Origin of the sequence: Pseudomonas capeferrum, from assembly GCF_013523055.1 — a bacterium.
GTDB lineage: Bacteria > Pseudomonadota > Gammaproteobacteria > Pseudomonadales > Pseudomonadaceae > Aquipseudomonas > Aquipseudomonas capeferrum_A.
Map to the genome: position 1 here is coordinate 209,226 of NZ_JAAMQM010000009.1, position 12,920 is coordinate 222,145.

Annotated in this window: 12 protein-coding genes and 1 rRNA gene; 2 read left to right on the plus strand and 11 right to left on the minus strand. The window is 60.7% G+C overall.

Features of this window, described 5'->3' with window-relative positions; translation table 11 throughout:
• Complete coding sequence (locus G7009_RS12600; RefSeq protein WP_181130399.1) at positions 1-363, minus strand: type IV pilus modification PilV family protein; 363 nt, start codon at positions 361-363, stop codon at positions 1-3.
• A 141-nt stretch (positions 364-504) separates the two neighbouring features.
• Between G7009_RS12600 and G7009_RS12605 the strand changes: the two genes are divergently transcribed.
• Complete coding sequence (locus G7009_RS12605) at positions 505-972, plus strand: GspH/FimT family pseudopilin (RefSeq protein ID WP_219856564.1); 468 nt, start codon at positions 505-507, stop codon at positions 970-972.
• On the opposite strand, the gene ispH is transcribed toward G7009_RS12605, so the two are convergent.
• The 6 genes from ispH to murJ all read right to left on the minus strand — a co-directional run bounded on the left by ispH (position 973) and on the right by murJ (position 8,308).
• On the minus strand, positions 973-1,920 hold the full coding sequence (ispH, locus tag G7009_RS12610; RefSeq protein ID WP_181130401.1) for a 4-hydroxy-3-methylbut-2-enyl diphosphate reductase: 948 nt from the start codon (positions 1,918-1,920) through the stop codon (positions 973-975). It abuts the gene before it with no gap.
• Between the two features lie 14 nt (positions 1,921-1,934).
• Positions 1,935-2,372, minus strand: a complete 438-nt coding sequence (fkpB, locus tag G7009_RS12615) for an FKBP-type peptidyl-prolyl cis-trans isomerase (protein ID WP_181130402.1) — start codon at positions 2,370-2,372, stop codon at positions 1,935-1,937.
• Entirely contained in the window at positions 2,365-2,880 is a 516-nt protein-coding gene (gene lspA, locus G7009_RS12620; protein ID WP_181130403.1) for a signal peptidase II, read from the minus strand. Before lspA ends, fkpB begins: the two co-directional genes overlap by 8 nt.
• Complete coding sequence (gene ileS / locus G7009_RS12625) at positions 2,873-5,704, minus strand: isoleucine--tRNA ligase (RefSeq protein WP_181130404.1); 2,832 nt, start codon at positions 5,702-5,704, stop codon at positions 2,873-2,875. The genes lspA and ileS overlap by 8 nt, the downstream gene beginning before the upstream one ends.
• Positions 5,701-6,651 carry a bifunctional riboflavin kinase/FAD synthetase gene (gene ribF, locus G7009_RS12630; protein WP_181130405.1) on the minus strand — a complete coding sequence of 317 codons (951 nt, stop codon included), beginning with the start codon at positions 6,649-6,651 and terminating at the stop codon, positions 5,701-5,703. Before ribF ends, ileS begins: the two co-directional genes overlap by 4 nt.
• A gap of 118 nt (positions 6,652-6,769) precedes the next feature.
• Complete coding sequence (gene murJ / locus G7009_RS12635) at positions 6,770-8,308, minus strand: murein biosynthesis integral membrane protein MurJ (protein ID WP_181130406.1); 1,539 nt, start codon at positions 8,306-8,308, stop codon at positions 6,770-6,772.
• Positions 8,309-8,561: 253 nt separating this feature from the next.
• Between murJ and rpsT the strand changes: the two genes are divergently transcribed.
• Positions 8,562-8,840 carry a 30S ribosomal protein S20 gene (gene rpsT, locus G7009_RS12640; RefSeq protein ID WP_029614579.1) on the plus strand — a complete coding sequence of 93 codons (279 nt, stop codon included), beginning with the start codon at positions 8,562-8,564 and terminating at the stop codon, positions 8,838-8,840.
• A gap of 122 nt (positions 8,841-8,962) precedes the next feature.
• Here the strand turns inward: rpsT and G7009_RS12645 are convergent, their stop codons facing one another.
• The 4 genes from G7009_RS12645 to rrf all read right to left on the minus strand — a co-directional run bounded on the left by G7009_RS12645 (position 8,963) and on the right by rrf (position 12,842).
• The gene (locus G7009_RS12645; RefSeq protein WP_181130407.1) at positions 8,963-11,263 is read right to left on the minus strand and encodes a PqiB family protein; all 2,301 of its coding nucleotides are present in this window, start codon (positions 11,261-11,263) and stop codon (positions 8,963-8,965) included.
• Positions 11,256-11,879: a paraquat-inducible protein A gene (locus G7009_RS12650; protein WP_181130408.1), complete on the minus strand. Its 624-nt coding sequence runs from the start codon at positions 11,877-11,879 to the stop codon at positions 11,256-11,258. Before G7009_RS12650 ends, G7009_RS12645 begins: the two co-directional genes overlap by 8 nt.
• Positions 11,866-12,525, minus strand: a complete 660-nt coding sequence (locus tag G7009_RS12655; RefSeq protein WP_181130416.1) for a paraquat-inducible protein A — start codon at positions 12,523-12,525, stop codon at positions 11,866-11,868. Before G7009_RS12655 ends, G7009_RS12650 begins: the two co-directional genes overlap by 14 nt.
• 201 nt (positions 12,526-12,726) lie before the next feature.
• Positions 12,727-12,842 (minus strand): 5S ribosomal RNA (rrf, locus tag G7009_RS12660).
• Positions 12,843-12,920: the final 78 nt, after the last annotated feature.

Consider the following 12,920-nt stretch of genomic DNA (forward strand, 5'->3'; position numbering starts at 1 on the left):
TCACGGCACTACCCTGCCCTGCAGGCTGACAACACGCACACCGTCGGCCTCCCGTTTATCGCGCCAACGAATGTCTACCTCGATTCCGCCCCCGGCCTGCCGTGCCGTAGCCTGGACCGAAGCGCCCAGGAGTTCGCGTGCAACCGCCTGCCAGCTGGTCACCTGCTCATGGTTCAACGGAACGTCACGCACGCGCTCGAGCAGCGCCTGGGCGAGATACACGGCCTGGGTGTCTCGGCGCCCTTGCTCGACCACCTGCAGGGACCGCACCTGCAACGCCGCGATGCTGGACAGGCCGAATGTCAGCACTGTCATCGCCAACAGAACCTCAAGCAAGGTCATTCCTTGTTGTTTGCCATCCATGGGGTGCGCCTCCTGCGACTTTTCCTGCCGAATCCGGACCACTTGCCTGACTGGACGTCCTGCCCACGTGGCTCGAAGCTATAGCGAAGCACTTCCAGGAAGAAATGCACGGTGAGGCAATACGGAGTAACACTGATACAAATGATGTTCGCCCTGGCGCTTGGCGCCTTGCTTACGCAGGTGGGAATCCCTTCCTATATAAGCATCAGTCGAGAACTCGAGCATACGGCTGCGGCTCGCAACTTCGCGCAAGCGCTGCGTAGTGCTCGCAGCCTTGCCTTGCTGCATAACCAGCCCGTGCTGGTGCAGCCGTTGCAGGACGATTGGGGTATAGGGTGGCGCATGATGCTGGAGAGAGACCGCCAGCTCCTGCGCGAGAAGCGTTATCCGCGACCCTTGCGAACTACAGGCAATTTTCCGCGCGACCAGGGGGTAAGGTTCAATGCGCTGGGCGTGCCGGTCAGGGCGGTCGGCGGCTTCAGCGGAGCCACGCTGAATATATGTCCGTACGCCAAGGGCGGTACACGGCATCAGGTCGTATTGTCGCCAAGCGGGCGGGTGCGCCTGTCGCAGGAAGTGACCGAGGAGACCTCCTGCGCAGGCGTCTGATCAGATGAGCGAGCGAACCCGCAGCTCTTTTGGCATGGAGAAAGTGATGTTCTCAGGGCGCCCCTCGAGCTCTTCGGCGCCTACCGCGCCCCAGGCCTTGAGCTGGTCGATCACGCCTCGTACGAGCACTTCGGGTGCGGATGCGCCCGCCGTGATACCGATGCGTTCAATGCCGTCGAACCAGGCGCGCTGCATGTCCTCGGCCCCGTCGATGAGGTAGGCGGGAGTCCCCATCCGCTCGGCCAGCTCGCGCAGGCGGTTGGAGTTGGAGCTGTTGGGACTGCCGACCACCAGCACTACATTGCACTCGCTGGCGAGTTGCTTGACGGCGTCCTGGCGGTTCTGGGTGGCGTAGCAGATGTCATCCTTGCGAGGTCCGCCGATGTTCGGAAAACGTGCCCGCAGGGCATCGATGACCCTGCCCGTATCGTCCATCGACAGGGTCGTCTGGGTAACGAAGGCCAGGCGATCCGGATCACGTACCTGCAGGCTCGCGACATCCTCCTCGTCTTCGACCAGGTAGATCGAGCCACCATTGCTCGCGTCGTACTGACCCATGGTGCCCTCGACCTCCGGATGACCGGCGTGGCCGATAAGGATGCATTCCTTGCCGTCGCGGCTGTATTTGGCGACTTCGATATGTACCTTGGTCACCAGCGGACAAGTGGCGTCGAATACCTTGAGCCCACGCCCTGCCGCTTCCTGGCGCACGGCCTGGGAAACGCCATGAGCACTGAAGATGACGATCACGTCATCCGGCACCTGGTCGAGCTCCTCGACGAAGATGGCGCCCCGGGCACGCAGGTCCTCGACCACGAACTTGTTGTGCACCACTTCGTGGCGCACGTAGATCGGTGGCCCGAAGACCTCGAGGGCGCGATTGACGATCTCGATCGCCCGATCCACGCCTGCGCAGAAGCCACGGGGGTTGGCGAGTTTGATTTGCATGCTCGGCTCCAGGCCTACAAGGCCTTCACGTCGAGGATTTCCACCTCGAAGCTCAGGGTCTTGCCGGCCAGTGGGTGATTGAAGTCGATGGTCACCTGGGCGTCGTCGAACGCCTTGACCACTCCGGGCAGTTCGGTATTGGCGGCATCGTTGAAGATGACCAGCAGGCCCTCGGACAGCTCCATGTCAGTGAACTGGGAGCGCGGCATCACCTGCACGTTCTGCGGGTTCGCCTGGCCGAAGGCGCTTTCAGGGGGCACGGCAATGATGCGCTTGTCGCCAGCCTTGAAGCCGAACAGCGCGGCCTCGAAGCCTGGCAGCAGGTTACCGTCGCCGACCTTGAACACGGCGGGCGCCTTGTCGAAGGTGCTGTCGACGGTATCGCCGTTTTCCAGGTGCAATGCAAAGTGCAGGGTCACTTCGGTGTTCTGGCCGATGCGGATCTCAGTCATGGACAGGCTCTCCGGACTTCTTGGTCTTGAACATATCCAGCGCCAGCATCACCGCACCGACGGTAATGGCGCTGTCGGCCAGGTTGAAGGCCGGGAAATACCAACGGTTCTGCCAGTGCACCAGGATGAAGTCGACCACATGGCCGAGCACGATCCGGTCGTACAGGTTACCCAAGGCGCCGCCGAGCACCAGCGCCAGGGCCACGGCCAACCAGATCTCGCCGCGGCCGAGACGCTTGAGCCAGACAACCAGCACAGCGCTGACGACCAAGGCGATCAAGGCGAACAGCCAGCGCTGCCAGCCAGAGCTGTCGGCCAGGAAGCTGAAGGCAGCCCCGGTGTTGTAGGCCAGGGTCCAGCTGAAGTAGTCCGGGATCACTTCGATGCGCTGATAGAGGCTCAGCGCGCCTTCGAAGTAGACCTTGGTGGCCTGGTCGAGGACCAGGACCACCAGGCTGAGCCAGAGCCAGACAAGGCGCCCGAAGCGCCCCGCAGCAGGGTTAGGCATAGTGGCGCACCTCACCGCTGCCGCTGATGTTTTCCACGCAACGGCTGCAGATTTCCGGATGCTCCGGATGGCTGCCGACGTCGGCGCGGAAGTGCCAGCAACGGCCGCACTTGACGTAACCGGACTTGACCACCTTGAGCTTCAGGCCTTCGACTTCGGTCACTACCGCGTCGCTCGGTGCCTCGACGAATGGCGCGACACGGGCCGCGGAGGTGATCAGGACGAAGCGCAGCTCGTTGCCCAGCTTGTCAAGATCGGTGCTCAGGGCCTCATCGGCGAACAGGGTCACCTCGGCCTGCAGGTTGCCACCGATGGCCTTGGCCGAGCGCTGGTTCTCCAGTTCCTTGTTGACCGCGGCCTTGACCGCCATTACCCGGTCCCAATAGGCACGGTCGAGCTCGATGCCTTCCGGCAGCTCGGTCAGGCCCTGGTACCAGGTGTTGAGCATGACGGACTCGTTACGCTCACCGGGCAGGTACTGCCAGATTTCATCGGCGGTGAACGCCAGGATCGGCGCGATCCAGCGCACCAGCGCCTCGCTGATGTGATACAGCGCAGTCTGGCAGGAGCGACGGGCGGTGCTGTTGACGCCGGTGGTGTACTGGCGGTCCTTGATGATGTCGAGGTAGAAGCCGCCCAGTTCCTGTACGCAGAAGTTATGGATCTTGGAGTAGACGTTCCAGAAACGGTATTCGCTGTAATGCTCTTCCAGCTCGCGCTGCAGCAGCAAGGCGCGGTCGACGGCCCAGCGATCCAGGGCGATCATCTCTTCGGCCGGCAACAGGTCGCGGGCCGGGTCGAAGCCGGACAGGTTGGAAAGCAGGAAGCGTGCGGTATTGCGGATACGCCGGTAGGCGTCGGCGCTGCGCTGCAGGATCTGCTCGGAAACGGCCATCTCGCCCGAATAGTCGGTGGCGGACACCCACAAGCGCAGGATATCGGCGCCCAGCGTATCGTTGACCTTCTGCGGTTCGATGGTATTGCCCAGCGACTTGGACATCTTGCGGCCGTTCTCGTCCACGGTGAAACCGTGGGTCAGCAGCTCGCGATAAGGCGCATGGTAATCGATGGCGCAGCCGGTCAGCAGCGATGAGTGGAACCAGCCACGGTGCTGGTCCGAGCCTTCCAGGTACAGATCGGCGCGGGGGCCGGTGGCATGCCCGATGTCATGCGAGCCGCGCAGCACATGCCAGTGGGTGGTGCCGGAGTCGAACCACACGTCCAGGGTGTCGCTGATCTTTTCGTACTGGTCGGCTTCGTCACCGAGCAGGTCGGCCGTGTCCATCTTGAACCAGGCTTCGATACCTTCCTGCTCGACGCACTTGGCCACCGCTTCCATCAGTTCGACGGTATGCGGATGCAGTTCGCCGGTCTGCTTGTGCAGGAAGAACGGGATCGGCACACCCCAGTTGCGTTGACGCGAGATGCACCAGTCAGGCCGATTGGCGATCATCGAATGCAGGCGCGCCTGCCCCCAGGCCGGCACGAACTTGGTTTCTTCGATGGCCTTGAGCGCGCGCGTACGCAGGGTATCGCCGGTATTGGGCTGCTTGTCCATGCCGACAAACCACTGCGCGGTCGCGCGGTAGATCAGCGGGGTCTTGTGGCGCCAGCAGTGCATGTAGCTGTGGTTGATGGTTTCGGTATGCAGCAGCGCATCGACTTCGCTCAGTTTGTCGACGATGGCCGGGTTGGCCTTCCAGATGAACTGGCCACCGAAGAATTCGAGCGATGGTACATAGACGCCATTGCTCTGCACGGGCGTGAGGATGTCATCGTTGACCATGCCGTAGCGCTTGCAGGTCACGAAGTCGTCTTCGCCGTACGCGGGCGCGGAGTGGACCACACCAGTGCCCGCGCCCAGCTCGACGTAATCGGCCAGGTAGATCGGCGAAAGACGGTCATAGAACGGATGGCGGAAGTCGATCAGCTCCAGCGCCGAACCCGGTGTGGTCGCCAGCACCGTCCCTTCCAGGCCATAGCGCTTCAGGCAGGACTCGACCAGCTCCTCGGCGAGGATCAGCAGCCTGTCGCCGGTATCGACCAGGGCGTAGGCGAATTCGGGATGGACGTTGAGCGCCTGGTTGGCCGGGATGGTCCACGGGGTGGTGGTCCAGATCACGATGGCGGCGGGCTTATCCAGGCCGGCCAGGCCGAACGCGGCGGCGAGCTTGTCGGCATCGGCGATCGGGAAGGCCACGTCGATGGTCTGCGACTTCTTGTCTGCATACTCCACCTCGGCCTCGGCCAGGGCCGAACCGCAATCGAAGCACCAGTTGACCGGCTTGAGGCCCTTGAACACGAAGCCTTGCTTGACCATCTCGGCCAGGGCGCGGATCTCTCCGGCTTCGTTGGCGAAGTCCATGGTCTTGTAGGGATTGTCCCAATCACCCAGCACGCCCAGGCGGATGAACTCGGCCTTCTGACCTTCGATCTGCTCTGCGGCGTAGGCGCGGCAGAGTTCGCGAGTCCGATCGGGGGTCAGGCCCTTGCCGTGGGTGACCTCGACCTTGTGCTCGATCGGCAGGCCATGGCAATCCCAGCCCGGCACGTAAGGCGCGTCGAAGCCGGACAGGGTCTTGGAGCGGACAATCATGTCCTTGAGAATCTTGTTCAGCGCATGACCGATGTGGATCTTGCCGTTGGCATAGGGCGGGCCGTCGTGCAGGACGAACTTCGGACGATCCTTGCCAATCTCACGCAGCTTCCGGTACAGGCCAATGCTGTCCCAGCGCTGCAATATCTGCGGTTCGCGCTGAGGCAGGCCGGCCTTCATGGGGAAGGCGGTGTCCGGAAGGTTAAGCGTGGCTTTGTAGTCGGTCATTTCAGGCTCTTCGTTAGCGGTTGAGCGTGCCAATGGGCACGTGCGGCGGCGATATCCGCGTCGATCGCCGACTTGAGCGCCTCCAGGGAGGCGAAACGCTGCTCTTCACGCAGCTTGTGGTGAAACTCCACTGTAAGACGCCGACCATACAGATCGCCGGCAAAATCCAGGAGGTGAATCTCCAGGTGGGGCCGACCGTCACCGGCGACGGTGGGACGCACCCCGATGTTGGCAACACCCGGCCAGACCTTGCCGTCGATCTCGGCGCTGGTCAGGTAGACACCGCTCAGCGGTACGCGGCGACGCTTGAGCTGGATGTTGGCAGTGGGCGTGCCGAGCTGGCGGGCCAGCTTCTGCCCATGCAGGACTCGGCCGCTGATACAATATGGCCGGCCCAGGAGCGCCGCCGCCAGGGCAAAGTCGGCGTCGGCCAGGGCCTTGCGCACCTCGGTGCTGCTGACCCGCAGACCGTCCTGTTCGACCGTGTACGCGGCCTCGACGCTGAAGCCGTACTGGCGGCCGGCGTCGACCAGAAAGGCGAAGTCGCCAGCGCGGTCGCAACCGAAGCGGAAATCGTCTCCCACTTCCAGATGACGTACACCCAGGCCGTCGACCAGGATGGTCTCGACGAATTCAGTCGCGCTCAGCCTGCTCAGGCGCTCATTGAAGGCCAGGCACAGCACGCGATCAATGCCCTCGACAGTCAGCAGCTCGACCTTGTCGCGCAAGCGCGCCAGACGGGCAGGTGCCGTATCAGGCGCGAAATACTCGCGTGGCTGTGGCTCGAAAATCACCACGCAGGTAGGCACGCCCAGCGTCCGCGCACGTTCGCGCAGACGCGCCAGGATTGCCTGGTGGCCACGGTGAACCCCGTCGAAGTTGCCAATGGTGACGACACAGCCCCGATGCTCGGGGCGCAGGTTGTGAAGACCTCGAACCAGCTGCATAACGCGCTTCTTGCTCATAAAGTGGCCGATTATAACCACACCCGGGCGCTGACGACAGGCGACTGCGCCTCACCGGGGCATGGAATGCGAAAAACCGACGCCTGACGTTCCGCCTGCCTCAATGCAGGACCTTGCGCGCGAAGTGGCGGGGCCGCAAGCCGCACAGATACAGACAGCCGAAGTACGTCACCACGCCAGCCAGAATCAGTGCCCCGAGACGCAGGAACCGATCGAGCATGTTGCCTTGCGCCCAGTCAGGCAAGTAATGCATGCCAACCAGCAGCACACCGGACATCAGCGTCACCGCCAGCACCAGCTTGAGCAGGTACACTGCCCAGCCCGGCTGAGGATGAAACAGTTGCTGGCTGCGCAGTTTCCAATACAGCAGACCCGCATTGAGACAGGCGCCGAGGCTGATGGCAAGTGCCAGGCCCGCATGCTGCAGCGGGCCGATCAAGACAAGGTTGAACAGCTGCGTGCAAACAAGGGTGAAGATGGCGATCTTCACCGGCGTGCGAATGTTCTGCTGGGCATAGAAGCCAGGCGCCAGCACCTTCACCAGGATGATCGCCTGCAGCCCCACTGAATAGGCAATCAGCGCCCGCTGAGTCATCGCCGCGTCATGGGCGCTGAACTTACCGTATTGGAACAGCGCCACGGTCAGTGGCTCGGCCAGGATGCCCAGGGCCAGAGTACAGGGCAGCACCAGCAGGAAACACAGGCGCAGGCCCCAGTCGAGAATCCTCGAGTACTCGAGGCGGTCGCGATTGGCATAGGTCTTGGCCAGGGTGGGCAGCAGGATGGTGCCCAGGGCCACACCCAAGACTCCCGAGGGCAGCTCCATCAGGCGATCGGCGTAGTACATCCAGGACACAGAGCCTGCGACCAGGAAGGAGGCGAAGATGGTGTTGATGATCAGCGAGATCTGACTGACCGATACTCCCAGGATCGCTGGCAGCATCTGCTTGAGCACCCGCCATACTCCGGTATCGCGCAGGTTCAGGCGCGGCAGCACCAGCATGCCGATCTTCTTCAGGTGTGGCAGCTGGTACAGCAACTGGGCCAGCCCCCCTGCCAGGACACCCCAGGCCAGGGCCATGATCGGCGGGTCGAAGTAGGGCGTCAGGAACAACGTGAAGGTGATCATCGCCACGTTCAGCAGGGTCGGCACGAAGGCCGGCACGGAAAAGCGGTTCCAGGTATTGAGGATCGCCCCGGCCAGCGACGACAGGGAAATCAGCAATATATAAGGAAAGGTCACGCGCAGCAGTGAGGTCGTCAGTTCGTATTTCTCGGTGCTGTCGACGAAACCTGGCGCGGTTGCCCAGACCACCCAGGGTGCGGCCAGTATGCCCAGCGCGGTCACTGCCGCCAGGACGAGGGTGAGCAGGCCGCTGATATAGGCGATGAAGGTCCGCGTGGCTTCCTCGCCTTGCTGTGCCTTGTACTCGGCCAGGATCGGCACGAAAGCCTGTGAGAACGCGCCTTCGGCAAAGATTCGACGCAGCAGGTTAGGGAGCTTGAAGGCAATGAAAAAGGCGTCTGTAGCGATGCCTGCTCCGAATACCCGGGCAAGAATGGTGTCACGGACGAAGCCCAGCACCCGAGAGATCATGGTGATGGAACTGACGGCAGCCAGGGATTTGAGCAGGTTCATTGAAAAGTTTCGTGCCTGAGGCCAGAGAGCACTGCCAGTCAGCGCTCGGATGTGCGATACTCCGCCGCTCATTTTGCAGGGAGCCAAAACTCCCGAGTTTACAGATCGCGGCGCAGAAGGGAACAACTCCATCGTGCTTCGGGACCACTCGGCAGAACCTTGTAAACGGCCTTGACAACCGATCAACTGATCGGCATGATTCGCGGCCTTATTTGTTTGCTATTTACCCAAAAGTCTTTCGAGGAGCTCGACGGTGGCCAACACACCTTCCGCCAAGAAACGTGCAAAACAGGCTGAGAAGCGTCGCAGCCACAACGCCAGCCTGCGTTCCATGGTCCGCACCTACATCAAGAATGTAGTCAAAGCCATTGACGCCAAAGACGCTGAAAAAGCGCAAGCCGCCTATACCTTGGCTGTGCCAGTAATCGACCGTATGGCCGATAAAGGCATCATCCACAAGAACAAGGCTGCTCGCCATAAAGGCCGTCTGAATGGCCACATCAAGGCACTGAAAGAAGCTGCAGCTGCCTAAGCGACGCGCTTGTAGAAAAACCGACCTCAGGGTCGGTTTTTTATTGTCTGCGTTTTATGCTTGCTTCGATTCGTCGTACAGCGACAACCTGCAATGGGCCGCTGAGCGGCCCATGTGAATCATTACTTGGCGAGCTGGATCTTCGGAGCCCAGTGCAGCCATTCATCCTCGGCCTCTTCAAAGAGGGCGAAGGTCTGCTCGGGCCGCGCCGGATTACCCATCCGCTCACCCTCTGGGGTAGCGAAGGCCACGCCTCCATCGATCAAGGTTTCCAGGGATTCCGTACGCACTGTCGCCCCTTTCAACAGGCCGAAGTCCAAGCCAAATCCACTGCTGTTCCAGAAGCGACTGCCACCGCGCACCAGCGATGCGTAGCGGGGCTCGATCAGAATATGGATGAGCACACGGTCTGCGGTCGGACCCAACTCGTATCCTGTCACCTTGCCTACCGCCACTTCGCGATAGGTCACCGGTACGCCCGGCTTGATCGATCCACGTCGCGCCGCGCTGAGTGTCAGTGGCAGGCCAGTTTCCGGCACAGCGGATTGCGGAGCCTCGGGCAAGGCAATGAAATCGTGCTGCACTCCCCTGCTCTTCACTGCCGGCTGCACTTCCAGATACTGGCCCGTCACCAGGGTGTCCAAGTTCTCGGTCCTAACCAGCCCCAGGGCTGGCTTTACGACCCAGAACTGGGTACCCGCTCGGGCGATACGATCGGCGGCATCGGTTATGCGCGCCCTCAGCAGGACAGCCTGCAGGTCCTGTGTCAGATCCACGCTCTCCACGCTGCCGACGTCCAGGCCGCGGAAGCGAATCGCCGTTCCCGGTTTCAAGCCATCGGCACGATCGACACGTATGGTGATCAAGGTCCCACTGCGGTCAGCGGCCTCCAGGCTTTCATGCAGACGGAAGCGAGGAATACGACGCTTGAGTGGTACATCGGGCTTGGGCGTATCGAAGGCTATGCCCCCTGCCATCAAGCTCTGTAGAGACTCACTCTTGATCTTTATCCCCGACAGCCCGCCGGACAGCGTAATGCCACTGGCATTCCAGAAGCGTGTCGAACCGTTGACCAGGTTGGCGTACTCTTTCTCGATATGCACCCCGATCAGAATCCGCTTGCTGTCCTGGGTGAACTGGTAACTCTGCACACTACCTACCTTGACCTGACGGAACAGCACAGGGCTACCGACTTCAAGTGATCCGAGGTTGTCACTGAACAGCACCAGGTGCAGACCAGGCGCCTTGAGGTCCAGAGGCGGCGCCTTGGCCCGCGCCTCGAACTCACGCAGTGGCTTGGCGCCCTTTTCACCCGGCCGGATGGAAATGTAGTTGCCTTTGACAAGCGCTTCGATACCGGTAATACCTGCCAGGGAGATGGACGGCTTGACTACCCAGAACTGCGTGCCCTCGACAAGGAAGTCTTCGGCCAGGGGGTCGAGGGTCAACTCGGCCATGGCACTGGACATATCATCTTCTATCTTCAACGTCTTCATCGAGCCGACTTGAATGCCTTTGTACATGACAGGCGTGCGCCCAGCCTGTAGCCCGTCGTAGACAGTCAGCTTGAGCTTAATGCGAATTCCGGCCTGGGCGGCATCGAAGTCTTCATAGAGGCGGAACGGCAGGCTGGGATCGGTCGGGGGACTGTCCTTGCGGTGCTCCGGTGTCGCGAAAGCGATGCCTCCGGCCACAATGCTGGCAAGAGACTCGCTGCGTACCTTGACTCCCGACAGGTCGGCATCGATGCTGACCCCACTGGCGTTCCAGAAGCGCGTATGCTTGCGCACCAGGCTGGCGTAAGCTGGCTGAATAAAGACTTTTACTTCGACCGTGTCCTGGTCTTCCGAAAGACGATAACTCTTCACACGACCAACCTGGATCTGCTTGTAGAACACCGGGCTGTCCCGATTGAGCGAACCCAACCGTTCCGCTTTCAGGGTCAGGTGCAGACCCGGCTCGGCGTCGGACAGTGGCGGTGCCTCGGAAAGAGCCTTGAAGCTTTTCGCAGGCTCACCCTTGCCGGGGCTTACAGCAATGTAATTACCGGACACCAAGGTTTCCAGCCCCGTGATGCCCGCAAGCGTCACGCTGGGCTTGACCAGCCAGAAGCGTGTGCCCGTAGTGAGATGCTCGTCGGCCGCCTTGTTCATCTCGATCGTGGCGATGACACCCGCATTGCTGCCTTCGGTATCGAGGACCAGCGATTTGACCTTGCCGACCGACATGCCTTTGTAGAACACCTCAGTCTTGTTGGCGACGATCCCTTCACCACTCGCGAAACGCACTTCGATTTCTACGCCGGCAGCACGATAAGCCTGCCACGCGAGCCAGCCGCCGATGACCAGTGCAATCAATGGCAGGATCCAGATAGCGGACCAGTTCGAGGCAGGCCGGGTTCTAGCCTTGGGCAAATCACTCATTGTCGTCATCCGACTCCGTATTATCCCAGATCAGTCGGGGATCGAAAGTTAACGCAGCGAGCATCGTCAGGATCACCACGGAGGCGAAGGCTACGGCGCCCAGATTGGGTTCGACACTGGCGATTCGGCCGAAATTCACCACGGCCACCAGGACGGCAATGACAAAGATGTCCAGCATGGACCAGCGTCCGATGAATTCGATGAAGCGGTACATAAGGATGCGCTGACGTGCGGACAGGGGCTGATGCCGCTGGACCGAATACAGTAGCAGCGCAATGCCTACCAGCTTGAAAGTGGGTACCAGGATACTGGCGATGAACACTACGGCCGCGATAGGCAGCATGCCATGCTTCATCAGGGTGATGACGCCAGACATGATGGTATCCGGACTGCCCTGCCCCAAGCTGCTTACGGTCATGATCGGGAGCACATTGGCGGGTATGTACAGAATCGCCGCAGTGATCAGCAATGCCCAGGTGCGTACGATGCTATTGGGCCTGCGTGCATGTACGATGGCGCCGCAACGCGTGCAGGTCTGCGAGGTATTGTCCCGCTCTTGCCGATTCAGTTCGTGACATTCATTGCAGACTAGAATCCCGGCATCAATCGCCCGCATGAGTATCCTCTCCAGAAAGGGCCACCCAGATCTGGTGCGGTGACATCACCACTTCGAGCCAGACCTGGATAAGCAATAAGCCGATGAAACAGAACAGCCCGAGCCCGAGGGTTACCTCGGCCATGTCTACGAGCTTGACGATGGCGACAAGCACGCCCATGAGGTAGACCTCAAGCATCCCCCAGTCCCGGAGATGATGATAGATGCGATAGGAGAGCAACCCGAAACTGCGATTGACGTCCAGGCGAATACTCAGCAGCACTACGAGTTGACACAGGAGCTTCAGTAAAGGAATGGCCATACTGCAAAGGAACACAACCACGGCGATGCTGTGCATGTCCGCATTGTACAAGCCCAGCACGCCGCTCCAGACAGTGTCGTTAGAGGTCTGACCAAGGAGGTGCAACTGCATGATCGGCAAGAAGTTGGCCGGGATGTAGAGCAATAGCGCGGTCAATACCAGAGCCAGGCTACGACCGACGACATTATGCCGTTGGGTGTAAAGCTCATAACCACAGCGGGGACAATGAGCCTTTTCGCCTTTGCTCAACTCTGGCTTGCGCATGAGCAGGTCGCATTCGTGACAGACGACGACTTCATCCAAAGACAGGCTGGCCAGCGCGTCAGGATCGTCAGAATCGGGCATAGAGGTGATCTGCATGAAAATGTCGGCTCTATTCTAGTGCTCTGACTCCAAATGTAGGAGCGGGCCACTACGTATGACGCAGCGATCGCAGAAGGATTCCAAAACGTGGGCTTGTCAGCGAGCACATGCGCGACAAATCTATGGATCCCGGAAAGACAAAACCCCTACCTGCTTGCGCAGATAGGGGTTTTGCGAAATGAATCTTGACGATGACCTACTCTCACATGGAGAAGCTCCACACTACCATCGGCGATGCATCGTTTCACTACTGAGTTCGGGATGGGATCAGGTGGTTCCAATGCTCTATGGTCGTCAAGAAATTCGGTAGCCAGCGCGTCCAGGGACGTTCCGGCAAATTCGGCTGTGTGACAGGGTTGTGCGTGCTGCAAATCTTC